Genomic DNA, 21,658 nt, shown 5'->3' with positions numbered 1-21,658 from the left:
TCCCTGGGGGCCACCCTGCAACACGGCGAATGGGTCCACCCGAAGGGCTGGCGGGCGCAGGTGGAACCGGCACCTGACTACCAGATCGGCTCCCTGCGGGTGGGCCAGGTATGGCTGCGCCTCCACGGCGAGGATCAGGCCTTCCAAAGCGCCTGGGAGGCGTTGAAACCCAAACTCCTCCGCGCCGGGGGGTAATGCGGCTTCATCGCCAAAAGCACAAAACAAGCCCCCGGATGTAATTCCGGGGGCTTTGCGTGCCGTGGGGGGGAAGCCCAAACTACGAGATGCCCAACTCCTTCAGTTTGCTCTCCGGTACCACGCCGTTCTCCCAACCGCGGACCTGGTAGTACTCCTCGAGCATCTGCTCCAACTCACACACATGCCCTTCTGAGCCGGGCATGGTGGAAGGTTCCTTCAAGAAGCGCTCAGGCAGGTAGTCGCTCCCCTCACGGAACCCGGCCAGGTTGTTGTAATACCGCTCCAGGTTGTAGATGCGCTCGCCGGTCTTGAGCACATCCTCGGCCGTGAAGGGGATGCCCGTGACGGCGGAGAACTGGGCGGCGTATTCCTCCGCTCCCTCGGCAAAGGCGCTGAACTTGCACAGGTTCATGCTGTCCGAGAAGGCGTGGAGGTCCTGCAACAACTTGGTCAGTTCGCCTTTGCCTTTCCACTCCAGCGGGTCGGTCTTCAGCGGGATGAGGCCCAACTCGCTGGCCGGCGTGTAGGCGCGCAGGTGGCAGGCGCCCCGGTTGCTGGTGGCGTAGGCGATGCCCATCCCCTTCAAGCCGCGCGGGTCGTAGGCCGGGATGGCCTGCCCTTTGACCGACATGGCGAGTTCCGAATGGCCGATGGCTTCGGCAAAGCCCGCCGCCCCCAGGGCCAGTTTGTCGCCGATACCTTCGCGGAAGGCGATCTTGCGCACGGTTTCCACCATGCCCATCACATCACCCCAAGCCAGACCGCCATCGCCGTTCAGATACCCGCGCTCGGTGGCCTCCATGTAGGCGGAGAGCACATTGCCCGTCTCGATGGTATCCATGCCGAAGTCGTTGGCCAGGTCGATCAACTTGGCCACGCCGGCCACATCCGCGTTGTCGCAGTTGGCGCCAAAGGCCCAGGCCGACTCGTACTCCACGCTTTCCATGCGCAGCCCCTTGAAGGGCCCCTCCTTGATTTCCACTTCTTTCTTACAGGCCACTGGACAGGCATGACAGGTGGGGTCGCGCACCAGGATGTGCTCCTTGACCCACTCGCCGCTGATCTTCTCCGCCTCTTTGAAGGCCGTCAACTGACTGTTGCGGGTGGGCAAGGCGCCAATGCTGTTGACGATGTTCATCAGCACATTGGTGCCGTAGACCGAAAGCCCGCCCTTGCGCGGCGCGGTCACATTCTTCTCATCCATGATCATGGCCAGGGCCTTCTTGTGGGCCTCCTTGAAGGCGTCGTGGTTGGCGGGTTTGGGCATCTGCTTGGGGGCCTTGATGACAATGGCCTTGAGCAACTTGCTGCCGCCCACACAACCCGTGCCGCCGCGGCCGCTGGCCCGGTCGTGCTCGTTGATCCAGGAGGCAAAGCGCACCAGGTTCTCCCCCGCCTGGCCGATGGCGATCACGGAGAGGTCCTTCTCGCCGTACTTCTCCTGGAAGTAGCGCACCGTGTCGTGCACGCCCTTGCCCCACACCTCCGAGGCGTCCAGGATCTCCACCTGACCGTCGTGCACATAGGCGTACACCGGTTTTTCGGCGCGGCCCTTGAAGATCAGGCCATCGAAGCCCGCCCAGCGCAGCCGGGCCGCCGACCAGCCACCGTGGTGGCTGTCGGTAACGGTGCCCGTGAGCGGCGACTTGGTCACGATGGCCATCCGACCACTCATATTGGTTTCGGTGCCGGTCAGCGGGCCGTTCATGAAGCACAGGATGTTGTCGGGGGAAAGCGGGTCCACCTGGGGACCGGCCTCGAACACATAGCGCACGCCCAATCCCCGTCCCCCGATGTACTTGCGGGCCCACGCTTCGGGGATGGGCCTGTATTCCACCGTCCCCTTCGTCAGGTCAATGTGGGCAATGCGGTTGGCATATCCTCCAAAAGGCATGGTTCCTCCTCCTTACCTTGCGAATTGAGACAAGCGGTTTCGCAAAAAAGCCGATCCTTCGCGTTCTCACCTCCTTTCCTGGTATGTGGGGGCGTTCACCGCCCTGGGGGAAACAGGGCCAAAACATCACCCGCTTTGAGGCGGGGTTGGTAAAACCCACCCGCATACGCCAGATCACGCCCGTTGAGCAACACCCGCCAGGCGTGACGCGGCACATAAACCTGGTGCACCTCCACCCAGGAAGCATCGGGGCGCTCGACCGAGCGCCATACCGGCTCCAACGCCTCCTTCCGGGCCTTGGGGAAGTAGTTGAAGAACTTGCGTAGGGCTTCGGCCACCGGGCTCTCGCGCTGCACCCGCAGGGAGACTGCCGTCTCCCCTGTCAAGGCACGCAGCCGACCATAGAGTTCGATGCGCACGGAAACATCGCCCTGGTCCATTTCCCGGGCCACCTGGTAGCCGAAGAGCATCATGTCCAACTGAACCTGCAAATAGCGGGCCCACGCCGCGTTGGCCGCCGCCAGCACCGTCGCCTCCATGCCGCCCTCGGCCATGAACTGGGCGAAGGAGGCCTGCACCAGCCCTATGGCTCCGGTGACATATTCCGGCGGCACATGGATGCGCCGGGGGCCATGCCCGGCATGAATTTGCCCGGCGCGAAAAAGGTAATGGGCAAATTCGTCGCTGGTATCCAGCCCTAACACCCGCGCCAGCCAGAGCGAAAAGAACCGCCGCCTCTCCTCCAGATGGGCTCCATCCACTTCTTCTTCCCATCCCAGGATGGCGGCGGTTTCCGGGATCGAGCGCAAGTAATCGTAGGTGGCAACCACCAATTCCCGCGCCCGTTGCAGCAGGATTTCCAGCGAGCGGGAGGCGTCTTCTCTGGCCTGTTCGTTCCATCCCACAAAGCGCAGCATTTTCTGCCAGCGTGCCTCTGGGGCCTCGGCCAGGCCTTCCAGGGTCAGATCATCGACTTCTACCATGGTCATCGTTACACCTCGTGCGTTCCAATCTCCACGTCTTGCTTTTGAGAATGTTATAGCACACTCCCCGGGCAAACGCAAGCGCGGCTCAGCCCGCCTCGCGCAACCCCTTAGCGAGGCGAAGCGCCCGCTGCACCACACGGCGCAGCCGCCGGGCCAGGTAGGCTTCGCGCATCCCCCCTTTGTCATCCAGCACCTCATCAGCGTGTCCCACGGCCAATTGCTCCGGCACCACGACCACCCCCAGGTTGTTGAGCAGCAGGCGCAACATGGGCAGGCCACGCACCCCGCCCAGGGCGCCCGGCGTGGCGGACATGATGCCGCCGCCTTGTCCTGAAAGGCCACCAACCGCGGCTCTCCTGCTTCCCGGCGGGAGGCCCGGTCCAAAGCGTTCTTCAACAGCGGGGTGAAGAAGCCGTTGTGCTCCGGAGAGGCGATAAGCCACACATCGTGAGCCGCCAGCAGGGCCTTGAAGGCCCGCGCCGCTTGCGGCAACCCCTGGGTCCCTTCCAGGTCGGCGTCGTACAAAGGCAGGGGATAGTCGCTCAGGCAGGCCAGGTGCACTTCGGCCCCCAAGGCTTCGGCTTCCCGCGCCGCCGCCTGGGCCAAGTGAAAGTTCAGCGAATCCCGGCGGGTGCTGCCGGCGAAGGCCAACACCCGAAGCGGGGCGCGCTCCTCAGGCGTCGGCTCGCCCCGCTGCGCCTACGGCTGACTCCTGCCCTCTGCCAGTACCCGACGCAAATCCGGCGGCTCGTAAGTGGGCGGCTTGAGCACTTTGCCGTCCTCACGATAGAGCACCTGGCCGTCAGGGCCGCGCTTGGTCATATTGCTGCGATGTACCTCGTCGAACAAGGCTTCGGCTACATCCTGCAGGCCATGACTGACAAAAGTGCCCAGAAGCACATAAAGCAAATCGGTGAGAGCGTCGGCAATGGTCGCCAAATCGCCGGCGGCCAGGGCCTCACGATACTCCTGCAATTCCTCTTCGAGCAGGGCCAGGCGCACCGCCGCCACATCTTCGGGCAACCGGGCGGTGGGCCGTTCAGCGATGTAGCTGTTCATGGCCCGATGAAAGGCCAGCAGGGCGTCCAGTTCACGGCGCATGGAGTACTCCCAACAAGAAAGAAAAATGAAAAGAGGAGGGCCAAGGAGCCCTTCAATCGAACACCGTATCCCAATGCGTGGCCCGGTAAGCCTCAAAGGCATCCTCTAGAATCCGCTGCGGGGTGCGGTAGGGCGACAGGTTCGCCGGGAGCGCCTCGCGGGCGAAGAAAGCTACCTCGGTGGTCTCCAAGCTGGGCCGCGCCTCGCCGTCCAGCAAATCACACAGGAAGACGATTTTGAACGCGTGGTAGAGGTACAGTTTCCCCGGCACGCGGTTGGCGTCGTACACGCCGATGACCCGCCGCGCCCGAACATGGAAGCCGGCCTCTTCCCACACTTCGCGCTCGGCGGCACCGGAAGGCGTATCGCCCACATCGGCCCAACCGCCGGGCAGGCACCAGCCGCCGTCGCCCGCATCGCGCACCATCAGGACACGCCCCTGTTCGTCGAACGCGGCGGCCCGCACATCCACCCGCGGGGTGGCGTAACCCTCCGGGCGGGTGAACAGGGCGTGCACCTCGGCGGGCTCCAGGCCGCCCTGCATGACGGCCATCTCTTCGGCCAGGTCGAGCAGTTCCTCGAAGCGCTGGCGCTGGTAGGGGTTCTCGGCATAGTGCAAGCCGGTCTGGGCGATGGCTTGAATGCGCCGCGCCCAGCGCAGCCAGGGGGGCAGTTGAGGCTTGTTGGTCGGACTCATTCCATCACCTCGCTCACGCAGGTCGTTCACCGCCCGCCATCGGGCAGGCCGTGCGCACGAAGGCCTCCTGGGCGGCGCTTTCCACCGCGCCGGGGAGATGTTGGCGTACCCAATGCAGAGCCTGCTCACCGTCCCAACCCAACTGTCGGCGTACCAGGCAGGCCACAAAGGTACCGGTGCGTCCCCGCCCAGCCTGGCAATGGACGGCTACCCGCATCCCGGCCTGCAGCCAGGCCCAGGTCTGATCCAAGGCCTGGGGCAAAGTGGCCAAGTTCGGCACGCCAAAATCCTCGATGGGATAGTACAACACCTCCAGGCCGTGGCGGGCGTACCAGCGGGTGAGGTCCCGCCCGGCGCGGTGCACCGCCTCCCCCACCGAGGCCAGCATGACCACAGCCTGAATCCCCTCCCGACGGTAGATTTCCCAGAGCCGCCCCTGGGGGTCGAAGGGGCCAAAGGGCATGGGCGAAGCCCACAGGGTTCCGGGCACGGGCAAAGGCAAAAGATACATGGCGTTTCTCCAGGGTGAGGAGCGGCGAGGAAGCGATACAGCGAGTCAGCAGGGCAGCGGAGCACAGAAGAAATTGTAGCACAGGGGAGCGTGGTATAATGACAAGCGTGCTTCCATCCCATATTCTGGGGAGTTCGGTATGAAACTTCACGAATACCAATCCAAACAAATCTTTGCCAAGTATGGCGTCCCCATCCCGCGAGGGCGGGTTGCGGCCACAGCAGCCGAGGCGAGGCAGATTGCTGAGGAGTTAGGCGGCCGCGTTGTCATTAAGGCCCAGGTGCTGGTAGGTGGTCGCGGCAAGGCCGGCGGCATCAAACTGGCCAACACGCCCGACCAGGCCGAGGAACTGGCCACCCAGATTTTGAGCATGGAGTTGAAGGGCCTCCCCGTGCGCAAGGTGCTGGTGGACGAAGCGGCCAACATCGAAAAGGAAATCTATCTGGGCATCACCAACGACCGGGCAGCCCGGCGGCCGGTGATGATGGCTTCCTCGGAAGGCGGTGTGGACATCGAAGAAGTGGCCCGCCGCAACCCTGAGAAGATCATCAAGATTCACATTGACCCCCTGCTGGGCCTGCGCGCTTACCAGACCCGCGACCTAGCCCTGGGCATCGACCTGCCGCGGGAATCCTGGAAAGACTTCGCCAAAATCTGCTTCGGCCTGTGGGAAGCCTATAAGGCCAACGATGCCACCCTGGCCGAAATCAACCCGCTGGTGATCACCGGCGAGGGCCACCTGCTGGCCGTGGACGGCAAGATGATCATCGACGACAACGCCCTCTTCCGCCATCCCGACCTGGCCGAGATGCGCGACTTGGATGTGGAGGCCCCGGCCGAGATCGAGGCGCGCAAGTATGGGCTCTCGTACATCAAACTGGACGGCACCATCGGCTGCATGGTCAACGGCGCCGGGCTGGCCATGACCACCATGGATGTGATCAAACTCTACGGCGGCGAACCGGCCAACTTCCTGGACATCGGCGGCGGGGCCAACGCCGAAAAGGTGGCGGCCGCCTTTCGGATTATCCTTTCGGACCCCAATGTGAAGGCCGTGCTGATCAACATCTTTGGCGGCATCACCCGCGGCGACGAGGTGGCCAAGGGCATCCTGGCCGCCATGGAAGAGGTCAAGCCCGAGGTGCCCATGGTGGCCCGTATCGTGGGCACCAACGCGGAGGAAGGGCAACGTCTGCTGGCCAACGCCAACATGCTGACCGCAGAAACCCTGGCCGAGGCAGCCCAAAAGGCCGTTGAGGCGGCGAAAGGAGGCGCGCAATGAGCATCTTAGTCGGAAAGGACACGCGCCTGCTGGTGCAGGGCATCACGGGCCGCGAAGGCCTGTTCCATACGAAGCAAATGTTAGAATACGGCACCAATGTGGTGGCTGGCGTGACGCCCGGCAAGGGCGGCGAGTGGGTGCTGGACGGCAAGATCCCTGTGTTCGACACGGTGAAGAAAGCCGTGGAGGCCACCGGCGCCAACACCAGCGTGATTTTCGTGCCCGCTCGCTTCGCCCCCGACGCCATCTACGAGGCGGCCGATGCCGGCATCGAACTCATCGTGTGCATCACCGAGGGCATCCCGGTTCAGGACATGATGCAGGCGCGCTCTTACTTGGACCAGAAGAGCGTGCAACTCATCGGGCCCAACTGCCCCGGCTTGCTCACCCCCGGCGAGGCCAAGGTGGGCATCATTCCAGGTAGCATCACCATGCCGGGGAATGTGGGCATCGTCTCGCGCTCGGGTACGCTGACCTACGAGGTGGCTTACGCCATGAAGTTGCGCGGCATAGGCGTGAGCACCACCGTGGGCATCGGCGGCGACCCGGTGAAGGGGCTCAACTTCATCGAGATTTTGCAAATGTTCGAAGAGGACCCGCAAACGGAAAAGGTGGTGCTCATCGGCGAAATCGGCGGCACGGATGAGGAAAAGGCGGCCCAGTTCATCGCCAACCACATGACCAAGCCCGTGGTGGCCTTCATCGCCGGTCGCACCGCGCCTCCGGGCAAGCGCATGGGCCACGCCGGGGCCATCGTGGAAGGCGGCGAAGGCCGCGCCGAGGACAAAATCAAGGCTCTGGAAGCCGTGGGCGTCAAAGTGGCCCGCCACCCCGAGGAAATCCCCGATTTGCTGGCCGAGTGAACCCACTCAACCAGGTCTGATGCGGGGGCGTCGTGAGGGCGCCCCCCTTTCCTATCCTTGAGCAAATGAGGTGCAGCCATGCGCTGGGTACGCTACGCCACTCCCGAAGGCCCTCAATGGGGCTGGGTTCACGAGGGGCGCGTGGGGGCGCTCCGGGGCACGCCTTTTGGCGAGTATGAGCGCCAGGAACCCACCCTCCTGTTGGAGGAAGTGCGCCTGCTGGCCCCCGTCCAGCCCGGCAAAATCGTGTGCGTGGGGCGCAACTACGCCGCCCACGCCAAGGAGCACAACGCTGAGGTGCCCGAGGTGCCTTTGATCTTCCTCAAACCCCCTTCGGCGGTCATCGGGCCGGAGGAGGCCATTTTGCTTCCTCCGCAGTCGCAACAGGTGGAGCACGAAGCCGAACTGGCCGCGGTCATCGGAAAACAGGGCCGCTGGATCGCGCCGGAAGAAGCCCACGAGTACATCCTGGGATACACCATCGCCAACGATGTCACGGCGCGCGACCTGCAGCGCCGCGATGGACAGTGGACGCGCGGCAAGGGCTTCGACACCTTTTGTCCCTTAGGCCCCTGGATCGACACGGACTTCGACCCCGCCGACGCGCTGATCACCTGCAAGGTCAACGGCGACCTGCGCCAGATGGGCTCCACGCGGGATATGGTCTTCTCGGTGCGGCAACTCATCGCCTTCATCTCGTCGGTGATGACTCTGGAGCCCGGTGATGTGATCCTCACCGGCACCCCGGCGGGCGTAGGGCCCCTGCGCGAAGGCGATATCGTCGAGGTGAGCATTGAGGGCCTGGGCACCTTGCGCAACCCGGTGCGCCAGGCACCCACGCCGTAGCCCGGCCCACCCCAAAGCGGTCTTTAAACCAGAAAACGACCGGCTTGCCTGACGGAATCCGGTCGTTTTCTGGTTGCGGTCAGTGGTTCAGCCGATGACCACCACATCCTGGGCCTGAGGCCCCTTGGGGGTGTCCACCACCTCAAACTCGACCCGCTGCCCCTCCTCCAGGGAGCGATAGCCGGTGCCACGAATGCCACTGTAATGCACAAAGACATCGCGGCCTTCGTCAGGGGTGATGAATCCGTACCCCTTGGTGGCGTTAAACCACTTGACCGTGCCGGTTTGGCGCTCTGCCACTGCAGCACCTCCAAGAAAGATTGTTCGCGCGGCAGGCGCTTGGGGCCAGCACGGCCTCACCAAACGTACTGCCTTGCTGGCCTTCACTTTAGCACAACCTGCCAGGCTTGTCAAGCCAAAACCGCTGCCGATTGGCATTGGGAGCATTTGTCTTTCTCCCCATTCTGTGATATGGTTTTCTTAACCCTCGACTTCTTTCCTGGTTTGAGAGGAGTGCTATGGCTGCCCGAATTCTGGTCGTCGACGACAGTCCCATGATGCTCAAACTGGTTCGGGACACCCTGGAGCGGAGCGGCTATGAAGTTCTCACGGCCACATCCGGCAAAGAGGCACTCAACCTGCTGGACCGCACCCAGGTGGGCCTCATCATCACCGATGTGATGATGCCAGAAATGGACGGCTACGCCTTGACCCAGTTGCTGCGTCACCGTCCCGACACTTCCCGCCTGCCCATTCTCATGCTGACCACCCAAGACTCCCTGGAAGCCAAGGTCAAGGGCTTTCAAGCGGGGGTGGACGACTACTTGACCAAGCCCTTCGAGCCGACCGAACTGCAAATGCGCGTCCAGGTGCTGCTGCGGCGGGCCAGGTCGGCTGCCGCCCCGGTAGAAGAAATTCCCGGCAAAATCATCGCCGTCTTCTCCTTACGCGGCGGGGCAGGGGTCAGCACCATTGCCACAAACCTCGCCATGGCGCTGGCCCAACTCTGGGGATTGCCCGCAGCGCTGGTGGACCTGGCCCTGGTGGCGGGGCAAAGCGCCCTCATGCTCAATCTCTCCCTACACCACACCTGGAAAGACCTGGCCGAAAAGCCCACCGAGGAAATCGATGGGGAGATGGCAATGCAGGTGCTCCTCCCCCACGCCAGCGGCGTGCATGTGCTGGCCAGCCCTCCGCTGCCTCACCAGGCCGAACTGGTCACCGCCGAGCATGTGAAACAGGTGCTGGACCTCCTTCAGCGCCGCTTCCATTATGTGGTGTTGGACCTTCCCCACGACTTTTCGGAAACCACGCTGGCCGGTCTGGACACGGCCACGGATATCCTGCTCGTCCTGCCCCCCGACCTGGGCTCGGTGCGGGCCACCGCGGCCGCCCTGGAAGCCTTCCAGGCCCTGGGGTACGCCGAGGAACAAATTCATCTGGTGCAAAACTGGGTGTTCAAGCGCCCCGGGTTGCCCCGGAAAGAAATGAGGCCCTTTTCCAACGCCCCATTCGCTGGGTGCTGCCCTACATGGCCGACGCCGTGGTAAACGCCATCAACCATGGGTCCCCCCTGGCTTTGGGCGAACCACGCTCCCCGGTACGGGTCCTCTTTGAAGATTGGGCCTTTTTGTTGAGCAAACCGGAGCACCAATTGCACAAGCCGCCTCATCCCACGGAAACCTGGCTCCGGGTGGCCCAACGGTTCAAAAAGCGCAAAGCCGCAGGCAGGTAAGCCATGACTCTGCTCCTGGAAAACGACCCCGAATTACGCGACCTCTTCGAGCAAGAGACCAGCCAGTGGATGAGCAGGCTGCGCGCTGCGTTGCGGCGCCTGTACCGCTTTCCGGGCGACCGAGAGGCTTTGCAGGAAGCCCAACGCGCCGCCCACACCCTCAAGGGCAACCTGCGCATGGTGGGGTTGTGGAGGAAGCCGCCAGCCTTGCCGATCGACTGAACAACGCCTTTCGGGTGGCGCTCAACGAAAAGACCAGCCTCACCCCGGCCGATATCATCCTTTGGGCGCAATGGGCCGACGCGCTCTCCCGCCAACTCGTCCCCCATGGCATCCCCTACATCGGCCAGATTTCCCCTCAGGATAAAGTATAATGCAAGTATCCGCAGAAAACACGGGGGTGTTTTCGCCTTTTCACCAAGGAGGAGCAGGTCCATGAGCGATCCCTATGAACGTGTACGACAGGATGAGAATCCGTTGGAAGTCCTGGCCCGCAAAATTCCGGGGTTTTCCGGCTACATCGAACGGAAAAACCGGCGCAACGCCGACAAACTCTTGCGAGAAACCATCGCCAACCGCATGGCCGAACAATGGCGGCGGCTGACCGAAATCCAGCGTGAGTTGGCCCAGGCGGGAGAACTCCACCTGCTCGACGACCTGGAAGCCGCGACGGTGCGTCTGCGCACCTTTGTGGACCAGGTGCGCACCGCATCGTACGGATACGCCGGCTTTTTCGATGCGGTCAAGATCAACGAGGCCGAGTTGGCCCAACTTTACGCCTACGACCTGGCCCTGCTGGACCTGGTGGATGAAGTCGCGCGAGCCATCGACCACCTGGAAGCCTCTCTGGAGACAGAAGGCCTCCCGGCGGCGCTACGGAACCTGATGAGCGTGGCCCGTCGTTGTGTGGAAACTTTTCACCGACGCGAGGAAATCTTCAGCGGCAATCCCTCAGAAGGTTGAGCAATTCGTCAAAACACGCCTGACCCCCAGCCCGATAACCGGCTGACACGGAAGGAGAGAAAACCATGGCGCGCATTTTCGATATTGTGGAATATCCCGATGAGATGCGGGAAGAACTTGTTCATCGCATCCCCGAAGTAGGGTCCGGGGATTTTCGCATTGGCTCCCAGGTCATTGTGCGCGAGGCCCAGGCGGCCGTGTTCTTCCGCGACGGCAAAGCCCTGGATGTATTCGGCCCGGGGCGGCATACCATCACCACGGCCAATGTACCCCTGCTGATCAACTACCTGGGCAAACTGTTCAACGAGCGCAGCCCGTTCACCGCCGAGGTGTACTTTGTCTCCATGCGCGAATTCCGCGACCGTAAATGGGGCACCCCCCAACCCATCCCCGTCCAGACCCCAGGGGTAGGGTTGGGATGGCTGCTGCTGCAGGGCTTCGGGGTATATTCCTATCAGGTCAAAGACCCCCAGCAATTCGTCACCCAAATCGTGGGCACGCGAGGGGTCTACCGCACCGCAGACATCGAAAACGACCTGCGCAGCCGCCTGCTGCGCAGCCTGACGGACCTGCTCGGCGAACTGGCCGGCAAATACAAGACCATCCAAGACATCCTGGGCCTGGTGGACGAACTCAGTGCCGGGGTGCGCGCCAAAGCCTCGGCTGAATTCGAGGCCATCGGTCTGGAACTGAAGTCTTTCGTCATCGCCAGCCTGACCCCCTCGAAGCAAACGGCCGAGGAACTGCGCTCGCGCGGCCTGCTGGATGCCCAGGTGTACACCCAACTGCAGGCGGCTGACGCCATGCGCGACGCGGCCCAAAACCCCGGCGGCGGCGCCGGCCTGACCGCCGGCATCGGCGCGGGGATGGGCATCGGCAATGTGATGGCCCAGACCCTGCAAGGGATGAACCAGGCCGAGAAACAAAGCAGCCAGGGCAGTGGTTCCACCCAAAGTGGGGCGCACGAAGAGGAAGAACTGCCCCCGGTGATGACCCCCGCCGAGGCGGCCGAGGTGCTCAAAGTTTCGGAGGAAGATGTGCTGGCCGCCATCGAGGCCGGCGAATTGAAAGCCCGCAAAATCGGCAGGGCCGTGCGTATCAGCCGTGAGGCGCTGCTCAAGTTCCTGAGCGGCGAGTAGGACGGCTCCCTGCAAAGCCAACGAACGGCCTGGAGCGCGGGCTCCAGGCCGTTTCGTTTATCTCCCAAGGGGAAAAAGGTCTCACTGGCCGTCCGTCTCTTCCGAGGACGTCCCTTCCTCTCCACCTTCCAACACGGCACGGATGCGCTGCAGTTGCTCCGGCGAAAGACGGCGGGATTTCAGGCGCGGTTTGAGAAACTTCTTGAGGTCCCGTAAATGCAGCGTGGGTACGGGCGCCTCCTCGGCTTCCAGTTGCACTTCGGGGTGGGTGAAGACCAGCAGGGCTTCCACCGGCGGCACGTCCTCCTCAGGCAGGTGCTTCCGCAGCAGTTTTTCCACCGCCTCGGTCTCGGCCTTAATTTCCAGATCCGGGCGGCCAATCCCCTCCTGGGCAAAAAGGCGCAGATACCACAGAAGTGGACCGCCATGCTGGCGCCAGCGTCCGCGGTGATAGGTGATACGCCCGCGTTGATACTTAGTGACGATGACCCAAATCCCGGCCGGGCCGACCAGAAGATGATAGGCCGGTGTGGTGTAGTGGTAGAGGGTGTATTCCCTGGAGAGCCCCTTCAACGCCTGGTTGAGCAGTTCGTCCAGACGAGGCCGCCGCGCCCAGCGATTGCCGAAAAAGAGCCCGATTTGCGAAAGCAAAAAGCCGAAAATCAGGGCGCTGAGGGTGATCATGCCCCACTCAGGATGGGTCAGGGAAATCACCAGCCCCACCCCCAGGATAAGCAAGGAAATCAGGCCCACGATCTGGCCGACTTTGGCGTTGCGGCGGATGAGTTTTTCGTTGGTCACAATGCGCATGGAAAGCAACCTCCTCGAAGGCGAAGATGAAGCGGAGACAAAAGGTGCAGGGCAAAGGTACCAGATTATCGCCGAAAAGGCAATCACCGGGGAAGCCAGGGGCGCAGTTGCAAGGGCTCATCATGCAAGGCCCCGCGATGCTTCCAGATCACCAGGGCTGCGTTGCCGCCCCAGGTGGCCATCACCCAGGTGGGGGGGCCGTTGCAGATACAACCAGGGCCCAGGCTCAGAAAAGCCAGCGTCACCATCCAGGCATGAGGCCGGACCAACGCCAGCCAAAAGAGGAAGGCCGCCGCCAACGCCCAGAAAGCCTGAATGCGCGGCAACAACGCCAGCCAGATCCCAGGCTGACGGCGATGGCCTTGCCGCCGCGAAAGCCCAGCCAAGGGGAAAAGGCATGCCCAGCTACCGCCGCCCAGGCCGCCCAAGGGCAAACCGCCACCGGCACATGACGGCAGGCCAGGGCTATGAGGACCAGACCTTTCAACACTTCCAGCCCACTGGCGGTGGCTCCACTCACCCTGCCTCCAGCGCGGAACACATTGTAAGCGCCCGGATTGCCGTCGCCGTAGCGGCGGATATCCCCCCAACGCCCAGCGCCCCACCAACACGGCAAAGGGGATGGAGCTGGAGAGAAAGGCCACGCTTACCCAAAAACAGGTCGCCACGGGATTTCCTCCTCAGAGAAGGATGCTCGCTCTTCGCGCCCCGATGGGCCATGTCGTTTTATGGCGAAAAGAAGACTTCGTTCCGCTGCCAGAAGCGGCGGTAGGTATCCCAAAGGGCGTTGGGCACATCCTGCCGATTGGCCGGGTTCGGGCCAAAGCGAAAGGTGAAGGCGTGGTCCACCTCGCCAAACGGGGGCCAGGAAGCGTGCCAGGCCCACACCGCGTAGTTTACGCCCAGGTCTTCGAGGATGCTCAGTTGATCGTCCATAAATTGAGCGGCATTGGGCGCCCATCGGACCAGCCCCAGTTCGTTGACCGCCACCGGCGCCCCCACCCGTTGTCGAAAATCGGCCAGAGTTTGCAGGTAGCAGGCCAGCCACGCGCGGCTCACCGTCTCGGGGCGACCATTGAAATCGGCGTCGAACACGTCTGGGTAGACGATATGCTCCTGAGGGGACTGATGGGTGTAGACGAAGGGCATGTACTGATGCGCCGTGTATACCACCCGCGGCGCGTCCACCGGGCGCAAATAGGACAGCCAGTCCACCGCACTATACCCCATACCGCCCACCAGGATCGGCGTATTGGGGTCCACCTCGCGAATGGCGGCGACCAAATCGGGATACCACGCGTTCCAATCGTACCCCGTGCCGCCGTAACGCGCGTAGAAGGCCTCAGGATCCCATTTGTCCACGATGTCGTTGGCGTTGGGCTCCACCATGAGGTCGTATCCGATGACCGCCGGGTTGTCGCGGTAACGCGCCGCCGTATAGCGCCACATGGCCGCCCAGGCCTGCCGGGCCTGAGCGTCCTGCCAGACCGATTCCACGAGATACGAGGGAGGGAACCAGTCACCAGCGCCATTGCGGAGGATGGAAAATTCACTGCGTCCCGGCCCCGTGCGCGCCGAAAGCACCACATACAATCCCGCTCGTGCCGCCATCTCGATCAGTGCATCCACCCGGGCCACAACGGCTTCGTCAAGGCGGTAAGGCGGTTGCACAGTGAACAGACCGGGCACCGACAAATTCACCCAGTTGGCGCCCTGAGCGGCCAGGGCATCGAAATCCGCCTGGGTGTAAGGCGGGCCCAAAGGTCCCGGCCCCATGAAATCTGCGCCATCGAGGTCTGGGATGACCCGGCGCTGGTAGATGTTGGCGCCGCGCAACATCGTGCGGCCTGAGGCCCACAAGGCCCAGATTCCCCTCGCAGCCTCTGCGGTCGCCGTAGCGGTGGGGTGCGCAGAGGGGAGAGGCTGTTCCTGGGGCATGCTCTTCCCACCGGGAAGGCATGCCGCCAGCAGGCTGAACCACACCCCCAACAGCACGAGCCGAGGGGAAACACGCATGTTGAGCCTCCATGGAAACCATGCTGTGAGGATTATAACAAACCCGCCGTCAAGTTGCGTCTTCGCCCAAGTTGGTGTAAAGTTAAAATTACGCTGTCAACCCTAACAGGAGAGGAGGAAATAGGACATGTTGACGGTTAGCGCGATCAAAGCCGATGTGGGGAGCATTGGCGGCCACACGCGACCATCCAAGGAAATGATGGAGGTAGCCCATCAGCGGCTGGCCCGGGCGGTGGATCAGGGGGTGCTCACCGACTTCGATGTCACCCATACGGGCGATGATATTTGCCTGCTGATGGTGCATCGCCGGGGGAACGGTGACCCGCAAATCCACCAACTGGCCTGGGATACGCTCAAGGCCGCCGCGGATGTGGCCAAAGAACAAGGCCTTTACGGCGCCGGTCAGGACCTGCTCAAGGACGCACCTTCGGGCAATGTCCGTGGCGCCGGCCCAGGGGCCGCCGAAATCACCTTTGATGAAAACGCTCCTGAACGCCCAGCCGAGCCTTTCATCATCTTCACCGCCGACAAAACCGGGCCGGGGGCGTTCAACTTTCCACTGTGGGCCGTGTTCACCAGCCCGCTCTATTGCGCGGGCCTGATGCTGCCCAAGATGCGGCCGGGGTTCAAATTCCGCGTCATCGACATGGAATACGCCGAAAGTGACCGCGTCATCGAACTGGTCTCGCCGGAAGAGCACATCGACCTGGCGCTGCTGCTGCGCGACGAGAACCGCTTTGGCATCCAAGCCATCTACTCGCGCAAGTACCCCCATCAACAGGTGGTGGCCGTGTCCACCGATCGCCTGCACACCATCGCCGGAGAATACAAAGGCAAGGATGACCCGGTGGCCATCGTGCGCACCCAGGGCATCTTCCCCGCGCCGGAGGAGATGCTCATGCCCTTCGTGGTGGCCCCCTATGTAGCCGGGGACGCCCGCGGCAGCCACACCATGCCCATCATGCCCGTGCCCATCAACACGGCGGTCACCGGCCCCTATGCCCAGCCCATCATCGCCGCCGTGGCCTACTCGGTGAACAAACAGGGCAAACTGAGCGAGCGGGCGGACCTGTTCGACAACCCCGTTTGGGACGCCGTGCGGCTCAAGGCCCAGCAAAAGGGCTTCTACATGCGCGAGCAGGGCTTCGTGGGCGCGGCCATGTTACCCATGCAAGAGTTGGAATACAGCGCCTTCCGCACCTCCCTGGAAGAACTGGAAAAGCGCTTCGTGGTGGAAGGCAAATGACCTATGCCAACCTCCTGCTAAGAATCACCACCCCCAGGGGCGGCTCAACCACCCCTGGACTTTTGGGCGCATCCTTTTCTCTAGGGGCGGGTTTTTACTCCTTAGGAACGGCGGTTTTGCCCCAGAGATCCGGGTGATTTCCCAATATCGGTTGGATTGGAGGAAAAGGGGATGCCTTGGGAAAACAAAGTGATGCGCACGGTGCGCGTCCGCAACGAACAAATCAAAGGCACACTGGCCCGATTGATCACCGCCATCGCCCTGGAGGGCGGCAGCGTGGGCGAAATCCGCCTCATCCGCGAAGGGCTGAAGGCCATCGTGCGGGATATCACGGTCTATGCCGACGACGAGGCTCAAATGGAGCGAGTGCTGGCGGCTATGCGGGCCAACCCTGGCAGCACGGTGCTTCAAGTGCGCGACGAGGTGCTGGAAGTGCACTACCAGGGCAAAATCGCCGTGCGCAGTCGCTACACTATCGATTCGTTGGCCGCGCTCCGGCGGGTGTACACCCCCGGCGTGGCCCAGGTCTGCCGCCGCATTGCCAGCGAGCCGGACATGGCCTGGGAATACACCGCCAAGGGGCACCTGGTGGCTATCGTCACCGACGGCACCGCCATCCTGGGCCTGGGTGACATCGGCCCCCTGGCCGGAATGCCCGTGATGGAAGGCAAGGCCATGCTCATGGAAAGCCTGGTGGGGCTTTCCGGGATGCCCATCCTGCTGGACACCCAGGACCCCCAGGCCATCGTGGACACCGTCACCCGTATCGCCCCCACTTTTGCGGCCATCCAGTTGGAAGACATCTCCGCGCCCCGCTGCTTCGAGATTGAGCAAACGTTGCAGGAGCGGCTGGACATCCCCGTCATGCACGACGACCAGCACGGCACAGCGGTGGTGGTCACCGCCGCCTTGAAGGTGGCGGCCCAACGCACAGGGCTAGCCCTGGAACAGGCCACCATCGGGCAAATCGGCCTGGGCGCGGCCGGGATGGCCATCGCTCGGATGATCATGGGCCTGACGGGGAACCCCGTGCTGGGGGCAGACCTCAACGAAGAGGCCTTGCGTATGCTAGCCGCGGCCGGCGGTCGACCTGCCACGCTGGAAGAAATCATGGCCCAGGCGGACATCGTGGTGGCCACCACCGGCGTCCCCGGTCTGATACGCCCCGAAATGGTGCGTTCTGGGCAGATCATCCTGGCACTGTCCAACCCCACGCCCGAAATCGAGCCTGAGGTCGCCTTAGAAGCCGGGGCCGCCTTCGCCGCCGACGGCAAAGGGGTGAACAATGTGCTGGGCTTCCCCGGCATCCTGCGCGGCGCGGTGGACACCCGGGCCACCCGCATCACCCACGAGATGTACCTGGCGGCCGCCACCACCCTGGCCCGCCTCACTCCGGAGGGCGAACTGCTGCCCAACCCGCTGGACAAGCAGGTGCACCACGAGGTGGCCAAAGCGGTGGCTCAGGAAGCCATCCGCTCTGGCGTGGCGCGCAACGAGTATGTGCCTTACCTGGCAGACGACTGAAAGCAAAGGGAGGGGTTGGCAGTTTCGCTGCCAACCCCTCCCCAAGCATGGATAGGGAAGAACGGCCCAAAGGTGAGGCTTACTTCAACATGGGGATTTTGAGGCCGTGTTTCCTGGCCGTCTCGACGGCGATGTCGTAGCCCGCGTCGGCGTGGCGCACCACCCCCAGGCCGGGGTCGGTGCGCAGCACATGCGCCAGCCGCCACTCGGCCTGGTCTGTGCCGTCGGCCACGACCACCATGCCCGCATGTTGACTGCACCCCATGCCCACACCGCCACCATGATGGAACGACACCCAGGTCGCCCCGGCGACGGCGTTGAGCAGGGCGTTCAGGATGGGCCAGTCGCTGATAGCATCTGAGCCATCCTTCATCCCCTCGGTTTCGCGGTTGGGCGAGGCCACCGAACCCGCATCCAGATGGTCCCGGCCGATGACGATGGGGGCGCTGATCTCGCCTTTGCGCACCAACTTGTTGAACAGCAGCCCGGCCCGGTCGCGCTCGCCGTAGCCCAGCCAGCAAATGCGCGCCGGCAGGCCCTGGAAACGCACCTTCTTCTGCGCCATAGTGATCCAGCGGCGCAGGTGTTCGTTCTCGGGGAACAGTTCCAGAATGGCCTGGTCGGTGCGGTAGAGGTCTTTGGGGTCGCCGGAAAGGGCCACCCAACGGAAGGGGCCTTTGCCCTCGCTGAACAGGTCGCGGATGTATGCGGGCACAAAACCGGGATAGGCAAAAGCGTCCTTGACTCCCATGTCGTAGGCCTGCTGGCGCAGGTTGTTGCCGTAGTCGAAGACCACCGCCCCGGCTTTGAGGAAAGCCAGCATGGCTTCCACATGCTCGGCCATGCTCTCCTTGGCCCGCTGCACATAGGTCTGGGGGGCGGTGCGGCGCAGTTCCTCGGCCTCGGCCACGCTCATCCTCTTGGGGACATACATCAGCGGGTCGTGGGCCGGGGTCTGGTCGGTGACCACATCGGGTACGATGTCGCGCCGCGCCAGTTCCGGGAACACCTCGGCAGCATTGCCGATCAGGCCGATGGAGCGGGCCTGGCCTTCCTTGAGGTATTGCTCCACCCGCCGCAGGGCCTCGTCCAAGTCGTCCACGATTTCGTCCACCTGCTCCAGTTCCAGACGGCGCTGGGCGCGGCGCGGGTCCACTTCAACGATCAGGCCCACCCCCTCGTTCATGGTGATGGCCAGGGGCTGCGCGCCGCCCATCTCGCCCAGGCCGGCGGTGAGCACCCACTTGCCCTTAAGGCTACTGTCAAAGTGCTTACGGGCCGCAGCGCCCAGGGTCTCATAGGTGCCCTGAAGGATGCCCTGGGTGCCGATGTAAATCCACGACCCGGCGGTCATCTGGCCGTACATGATGAGGCCTTTGCGCTCCAACTCGTCGAACACCTCCCAGGTGGCCCACTTTGGGACCAGGTTAGAGTTGGCAATGAGCACCCGCGGGGCCAGTTCGTGGGTCTGGAACACGGCCACCGGTTTGCCGGACTGCACCAACAGGGTCTCGTCGGGCTTGAGGTTGCGCAGGCTTTCCAGGATGGCCTCGAAGGCTTCCCAGTTGCGGGCCGCTTTCCCACGCCCCCCGTACACCACCAGGTTAGCCGGATCTCCGGCCACTTCCGGGTCAAGATTGTTCTGGATCATCCGATAGGGGGCCTCAATCTGCCAGTTGGCGCAATGTAAAGTCGTGCCGCGAGGGGCACGTACCACCCGGGCTTCCACAGCCATTGTCAACCTCCTTGCAAGAGTCGCCACCTCACGGGGCGCTTCCAGTGTACAGCAAAGCCTGCCGGCGTGTCAAGTTGCGCCGTCATCGCCCCCCGACGGACGGCGAGAAAACCAAACGATGACCCCCAACATGGCGATCCATAACAGCCATGAACCACAAATAGGGCCCACCTGCAGCCACAGGCTCCATTGAGGGAACCAGCGGGGCGCCAGGGCATGGGCGAGAAAGGCCACCCCCAGCAAACCGATGGCTACGCGCAAAAGCCAGCGGTTGATTTGCCTCGAACGACGAAAACGGGCCTGGGTGAATGCCGCTGCGCCACCCAGGCCAAAGAGACCGTAAAGGGGCTGCGGCCAAAACGCCGCCAGCAACATACCTCCCGCACTGGCATCGCCGAACTGCGCCGTAATCTTCAGGCCCTGGGTCTGGGTCCAGAAATCCATCAACGCCTGGACCGTCATCCCAGGGATCGAATACACGACCCCCTGGGACGTATCCGCCTCCACCTGGGCAGCATCAGGCAATGGCAAAGGCGTCTCGACGCTGCCGGGGGGCTGCGTTTGCAGGCCCTCCGGCAAGGGATATGGAAAACGAAGCCTTGATGTCGGTGACCTCGCCCACCCAGGCCACCTTGCCCGGAGAAGTCTGACCCTTCAGGGTCCACTGGCCCTCAAAACGGACCTCGGCATGGAGCACCCATCCGTCCCTGGTCACCTTGACATCGGCCACCATCTTGCGCGGCTCAAACCAGGCGCTGGCGGCATCGCCCTCGCCCAAAGCACGCCGCTAGGTTTCGGGCAGCGCACCGCCGGGGCCTACGATTCCCAGTGATAGGCCACCACCGGCATCCCGTTGTAGGTCTCGGGACGCCCTTCACCGCCCATCCCTATCGTCCACACCGTGGGGAAGGCCAGGAGAGCCTGGTCAATCTGCCCCGCCAACGCCTCTTCATAAGTGATCCCGGCGAGGAAATTCCAGGGTTCGTTTTCACCAAAACGCGCATAGAGCCCCTGAGCGGTCTGACAAACCTCTGCCGTCAATTGAAGCGGATTCCCCGACCGGATCACCTGATGGAAAATCGGTTCCGGCTCCTTCTGCCAGGCCGAAGTGACCTCCAGCACGACCTGGGGACTGGCAGGGAAAGGCCCTTTCTGAACCACCCTGACCGTGGAGCGGCAACTGCGCAAGGCGTTGCGGGAGGGCAACCGCAGGTCGGCGCTTGATAGTGCGGCCGCCGGCCCCTCTTGCGCGGGCGCGGCCACCGAGGTCGCCTCCTGCGCCGCCTGGGTGACCACCTGCGCCACCGTGAGGAGGGTCTTCTGGACCACCTCCTGCACCTTTTGCGGGGAGAACAGTTGACAGGCCAAAGACGCGAGCAGCGCGGCGAACAGGAAAAGCCCCAGGGAGAATTCCTTCACCATGGTTCCCCTCCTTTGGGTGAGACAGGGCCTACAAACTCAACGGAATGCTCCCACGGGAGATATTGTTCAAGAACTCCTCCCGGGTGGCCAGGTTGGTGCGGAAGGATCCCAGCATGGTCGAAGTCACCATTTTGGCGTCATGTTTTTTGACGCCGCGGATCATGGTGCACATGTGAATGCCCTCCAACACCACGGCCACCCCCTGAGGATGAAGCAGCGCATCCATGAACTCGGCGATCTGGCGCGTCATGCGCTCCTGTACTTGAAGCCGTCGCGCGAACATATCCACGATGCGCGGGATTTTGGACAACCCCAACACTCGCCCGTTGGGGATGTACGCCACATGCGCCCGCCCGATGAAAGGCAACATATGATGCTCGCACAGACTATAAAACTCAATATCCTTGACGATAACCATCTCGTCGTAACTGACCTCAAAAAGCGCGTCGTTGACCAGGGCAATGGGGTCGACGCGATATCCGGCCAACAACTCCTGATACATCCGCGCAACACGCTCTGGTGTGTCGTGCAAGCCCTCGCGGTCGGGATCCTCGCCAAAGGCGTAGAGCATGTCCAGCACGGCGTGCCGAATACGCTCCTTGTCAATTTCCCCGGGCAACGAGTCCGTCATTTGACGGAGAAAATCTTCTTGTAGGAGCATCTACCCCTCCTTAGAATGGGAATAACAAG

General features: G+C 63.0%; 26 protein-coding genes. 11 read left to right on the top strand and 15 right to left on the bottom strand.

The window, feature by feature from the left end; genetic code table 11:
• Positions 1 to 195: hypothetical protein (locus G4O04_09295; protein ID HEY58709.1), on the top strand; the 195-nt coding region annotated here is incomplete at its 5' end.
• A gap of 82 nt (positions 196 to 277) precedes the next feature.
• On the opposite strand, the gene G4O04_09290 is transcribed toward G4O04_09295, so the two are convergent.
• From G4O04_09290 to G4O04_09270, 5 genes are all read right to left on the bottom strand, one after another.
• Positions 278 to 2,092 (bottom strand): aldehyde ferredoxin oxidoreductase family protein, encoded by a 1,815-nt coding sequence (locus G4O04_09290; protein HEY58708.1) that lies wholly within the window; start codon positions 2,090 to 2,092, stop codon positions 278 to 280.
• Positions 2,093 to 2,187: 95 nt separating this feature from the next.
• Complete coding sequence (locus tag G4O04_09285; protein ID HEY58707.1) at positions 2,188 to 3,732, bottom strand: hypothetical protein; 1,545 nt, start codon at positions 3,730 to 3,732, stop codon at positions 2,188 to 2,190.
• A 45-nt stretch (positions 3,733 to 3,777) separates the two neighbouring features.
• Positions 3,778 to 4,179 carry a hypothetical protein gene (locus G4O04_09280; protein ID HEY58706.1) on the bottom strand — a complete coding sequence of 134 codons (402 nt, stop codon included), beginning with the start codon at positions 4,177 to 4,179 and terminating at the stop codon, positions 3,778 to 3,780.
• Between the two features lie 52 nt (positions 4,180 to 4,231).
• Entirely contained in the window at positions 4,232 to 4,876 is a 645-nt protein-coding gene (locus G4O04_09275; protein ID HEY58705.1) for an NUDIX domain-containing protein, read from the bottom strand.
• A 13-nt stretch (positions 4,877 to 4,889) separates the two neighbouring features.
• The gene (locus G4O04_09270) at positions 4,890 to 5,387 is read right to left on the bottom strand and encodes a hypothetical protein (GenBank protein HEY58704.1); all 498 of its coding nucleotides are present in this window, start codon (positions 5,385 to 5,387) and stop codon (positions 4,890 to 4,892) included.
• Between the two features lie 139 nt (positions 5,388 to 5,526).
• Here G4O04_09270 and sucC point away from each other — a divergent pair, with 139 nt between their 5' ends.
• The 3 genes from sucC (at position 5,527) to G4O04_09255 (ending at position 8,378) form a co-directional block, all read left to right on the top strand.
• Positions 5,527 to 6,669 carry an ADP-forming succinate--CoA ligase subunit beta gene (gene sucC, locus G4O04_09265; protein HEY58703.1) on the top strand — a complete coding sequence of 381 codons (1,143 nt, stop codon included), beginning with the start codon at positions 5,527 to 5,529 and terminating at the stop codon, positions 6,667 to 6,669.
• Positions 6,666 to 7,532 (top strand): succinate--CoA ligase subunit alpha, encoded by an 867-nt coding sequence (sucD, locus tag G4O04_09260; GenBank protein HEY58702.1) that lies wholly within the window; start codon positions 6,666 to 6,668, stop codon positions 7,530 to 7,532. The genes sucC and sucD overlap by 4 nt, the downstream gene beginning before the upstream one ends.
• A 78-nt stretch (positions 7,533 to 7,610) precedes the next feature.
• Positions 7,611 to 8,378 (top strand): fumarylacetoacetate hydrolase family protein, encoded by a 768-nt coding sequence (locus tag G4O04_09255; GenBank protein HEY58701.1) that lies wholly within the window; start codon positions 7,611 to 7,613, stop codon positions 8,376 to 8,378.
• 87 nt (positions 8,379 to 8,465) lie between these two features.
• Here G4O04_09255 and G4O04_09250 read toward each other — a convergent pair whose 3' ends face one another.
• Entirely contained in the window at positions 8,466 to 8,816 is a 351-nt protein-coding gene (locus tag G4O04_09250; GenBank protein ID HEY58700.1) for a cold-shock protein, read from the bottom strand.
• Positions 8,817 to 8,896: 80 nt separating this feature from the next.
• On the opposite strand from G4O04_09250, the gene G4O04_09245 reads away from it, so the two are divergent.
• From G4O04_09245 to G4O04_09225, 5 genes are all read left to right on the top strand, one after another.
• The gene (locus tag G4O04_09245) at positions 8,897 to 9,928 is read left to right on the top strand and encodes a response regulator (protein HEY58699.1); all 1,032 of its coding nucleotides are present in this window, start codon (positions 8,897 to 8,899) and stop codon (positions 9,926 to 9,928) included.
• Between the two features lie 188 nt (positions 9,929 to 10,116).
• A complete protein-coding gene (locus G4O04_09240; protein HEY58698.1) occupies positions 10,117 to 10,335 on the top strand; it encodes a hypothetical protein in 219 nt (72 codons plus the stop codon).
• Positions 10,302 to 10,487, top strand: coding sequence for a hypothetical protein (locus tag G4O04_09235; protein HEY58697.1), 186 nt, complete (start codon positions 10,302 to 10,304; stop codon positions 10,485 to 10,487). Before G4O04_09240 ends, G4O04_09235 begins: the two co-directional genes overlap by 34 nt.
• Before the next feature lie 61 nt (positions 10,488 to 10,548).
• The gene (locus tag G4O04_09230) at positions 10,549 to 11,076 is read left to right on the top strand and encodes a hypothetical protein (protein ID HEY58696.1); all 528 of its coding nucleotides are present in this window, start codon (positions 10,549 to 10,551) and stop codon (positions 11,074 to 11,076) included.
• A gap of 65 nt (positions 11,077 to 11,141) precedes the next feature.
• Entirely contained in the window at positions 11,142 to 12,215 is a 1,074-nt protein-coding gene (locus tag G4O04_09225) for a helix-turn-helix domain-containing protein (GenBank protein HEY58695.1), read from the top strand.
• Positions 12,216 to 12,296: 81 nt separating this feature from the next.
• On the opposite strand, the gene G4O04_09220 is transcribed toward G4O04_09225, so the two are convergent.
• From G4O04_09220 to G4O04_09205, 4 genes are all read right to left on the bottom strand, one after another.
• Entirely contained in the window at positions 12,297 to 13,025 is a 729-nt protein-coding gene (locus tag G4O04_09220; GenBank protein ID HEY58694.1) for an NERD domain-containing protein, read from the bottom strand.
• 83 nt (positions 13,026 to 13,108) lie between these two features.
• Positions 13,109 to 13,273 (bottom strand): hypothetical protein, encoded by a 165-nt coding sequence (locus tag G4O04_09215; protein ID HEY58693.1) that lies wholly within the window; start codon positions 13,271 to 13,273, stop codon positions 13,109 to 13,111.
• Positions 13,267 to 13,641: a glycerol-3-phosphate acyltransferase gene (locus G4O04_09210; protein HEY58692.1), complete on the bottom strand. Its 375-nt coding sequence runs from the start codon at positions 13,639 to 13,641 to the stop codon at positions 13,267 to 13,269. The genes G4O04_09215 and G4O04_09210 overlap by 7 nt, the downstream gene beginning before the upstream one ends.
• 110 nt (positions 13,642 to 13,751) lie before the next feature.
• Positions 13,752 to 15,041, bottom strand: coding sequence for a glycoside hydrolase family 5 protein (locus tag G4O04_09205; protein HEY58691.1), 1,290 nt, complete (start codon positions 15,039 to 15,041; stop codon positions 13,752 to 13,754).
• A gap of 127 nt (positions 15,042 to 15,168) precedes the next feature.
• Between G4O04_09205 and G4O04_09200 the strand changes: the two genes are divergently transcribed.
• Both G4O04_09200 and G4O04_09195 read left to right on the top strand, forming a co-directional pair.
• Entirely contained in the window at positions 15,169 to 16,287 is a 1,119-nt protein-coding gene (locus tag G4O04_09200) for a fructose 1,6-bisphosphatase (GenBank protein HEY58690.1), read from the top strand.
• A 171-nt stretch (positions 16,288 to 16,458) separates the two neighbouring features.
• Positions 16,459 to 17,811, top strand: coding sequence for an NAD-dependent malic enzyme (locus G4O04_09195; protein HEY58689.1), 1,353 nt, complete (start codon positions 16,459 to 16,461; stop codon positions 17,809 to 17,811).
• Positions 17,812 to 17,890: 79 nt separating this feature from the next.
• Here G4O04_09195 and hutU read toward each other — a convergent pair whose 3' ends face one another.
• The 5 genes from hutU to folE form a co-directional block, all read right to left on the bottom strand.
• Positions 17,891 to 19,546: a urocanate hydratase gene (gene hutU / locus G4O04_09190; protein ID HEY58688.1), complete on the bottom strand. Its 1,656-nt coding sequence runs from the start codon at positions 19,544 to 19,546 to the stop codon at positions 17,891 to 17,893.
• A gap of 69 nt (positions 19,547 to 19,615) precedes the next feature.
• On the bottom strand, positions 19,616 to 20,026 hold the full coding sequence (locus G4O04_09185) for a hypothetical protein (protein HEY58687.1): 411 nt from the start codon (positions 20,024 to 20,026) through the stop codon (positions 19,616 to 19,618).
• Positions 20,027 to 20,063: 37 nt separating this feature from the next.
• Positions 20,064 to 20,324, bottom strand: a complete 261-nt coding sequence (locus tag G4O04_09180) for a hypothetical protein (GenBank protein HEY58686.1) — start codon at positions 20,322 to 20,324, stop codon at positions 20,064 to 20,066.
• Between the two features lie 38 nt (positions 20,325 to 20,362).
• Entirely contained in the window at positions 20,363 to 20,968 is a 606-nt protein-coding gene (locus tag G4O04_09175) for a hypothetical protein (protein ID HEY58685.1), read from the bottom strand.
• 28 nt (positions 20,969 to 20,996) lie between these two features.
• Complete coding sequence (gene folE, locus G4O04_09170; protein HEY58684.1) at positions 20,997 to 21,629, bottom strand: GTP cyclohydrolase I FolE; 633 nt, start codon at positions 21,627 to 21,629, stop codon at positions 20,997 to 20,999.
• Positions 21,630 to 21,658: the final 29 nt, after the last annotated feature.

The sequence above is a fragment of the Anaerolineae bacterium genome, from assembly GCA_011176535.1.
Taxonomy (GTDB): domain Bacteria; phylum Chloroflexota; class Anaerolineae; order Anaerolineales; family DRMV01; genus DUEP01.
The sequence above is the reverse complement of the archived record's forward strand: the minus strand, read 5'-3'. Positions and strand labels throughout refer to the sequence as shown.

What these genes read in the sequence shown, in the direction of transcription:
- G4O04_09290 (HEY58708.1), bottom strand. Translation starts at nt 2,092, where the DNA reads ATGCCTTTTGGAGGATATGCCAACCGCATTGCCCACATTGACCTGACG.
- G4O04_09280 (HEY58706.1), bottom strand. Translation starts at nt 4,179, where the DNA reads ATGCGCCGTGAACTGGACGCCCTGCTGGCCTTTCATCGGGCCATGAAC.
- G4O04_09275 (HEY58705.1), bottom strand. Translation starts at nt 4,876, where the DNA reads ATGAGTCCGACCAACAAGCCTCAACTGCCCCCCTGGCTGCGCTGGGCG.
- G4O04_09270 (HEY58704.1), bottom strand. Translation starts at nt 5,387, where the DNA reads ATGTATCTTTTGCCTTTGCCCGTGCCCGGAACCCTGTGGGCTTCGCCC.
- sucC (HEY58703.1), top strand. Translation starts at nt 5,527, where the DNA reads ATGAAACTTCACGAATACCAATCCAAACAAATCTTTGCCAAGTATGGC.
- sucD (HEY58702.1), top strand. Translation starts at nt 6,666, where the DNA reads ATGAGCATCTTAGTCGGAAAGGACACGCGCCTGCTGGTGCAGGGCATC.
- G4O04_09255 (HEY58701.1), top strand. Translation starts at nt 7,611, where the DNA reads ATGCGCTGGGTACGCTACGCCACTCCCGAAGGCCCTCAATGGGGCTGG.
- G4O04_09250 (HEY58700.1), bottom strand. Translation starts at nt 8,816, where the DNA reads ATGCCAATCGGCAGCGGTTTTGGCTTGACAAGCCTGGCAGGTTGTGCT.
- G4O04_09245 (HEY58699.1), top strand. Translation starts at nt 8,897, where the DNA reads ATGGCTGCCCGAATTCTGGTCGTCGACGACAGTCCCATGATGCTCAAA.
- G4O04_09240 (HEY58698.1), top strand. Translation starts at nt 10,117, where the DNA reads ATGACTCTGCTCCTGGAAAACGACCCCGAATTACGCGACCTCTTCGAG.
- G4O04_09230 (HEY58696.1), top strand. Translation starts at nt 10,549, where the DNA reads ATGAGCGATCCCTATGAACGTGTACGACAGGATGAGAATCCGTTGGAA.
- G4O04_09225 (HEY58695.1), top strand. Translation starts at nt 11,142, where the DNA reads ATGGCGCGCATTTTCGATATTGTGGAATATCCCGATGAGATGCGGGAA.
- G4O04_09220 (HEY58694.1), bottom strand. Translation starts at nt 13,025, where the DNA reads ATGCGCATTGTGACCAACGAAAAACTCATCCGCCGCAACGCCAAAGTC.
- G4O04_09215 (HEY58693.1), bottom strand. Translation starts at nt 13,273, where the DNA reads ATGGTGACGCTGGCTTTTCTGAGCCTGGGCCCTGGTTGTATCTGCAAC.
- G4O04_09205 (HEY58691.1), bottom strand. Translation starts at nt 15,041, where the DNA reads ATGCGTGTTTCCCCTCGGCTCGTGCTGTTGGGGGTGTGGTTCAGCCTG.
- G4O04_09200 (HEY58690.1), top strand. Translation starts at nt 15,169, where the DNA reads ATGTTGACGGTTAGCGCGATCAAAGCCGATGTGGGGAGCATTGGCGGC.
- G4O04_09195 (HEY58689.1), top strand. Translation starts at nt 16,459, where the DNA reads ATGCCTTGGGAAAACAAAGTGATGCGCACGGTGCGCGTCCGCAACGAA.
- hutU (HEY58688.1), bottom strand. Translation starts at nt 19,546, where the DNA reads ATGGCTGTGGAAGCCCGGGTGGTACGTGCCCCTCGCGGCACGACTTTA.
- G4O04_09175 (HEY58685.1), bottom strand. Translation starts at nt 20,968, where the DNA reads ATGGTGAAGGAATTCTCCCTGGGGCTTTTCCTGTTCGCCGCGCTGCTC.
- folE (HEY58684.1), bottom strand. Translation starts at nt 21,629, where the DNA reads ATGCTCCTACAAGAAGATTTTCTCCGTCAAATGACGGACTCGTTGCCC.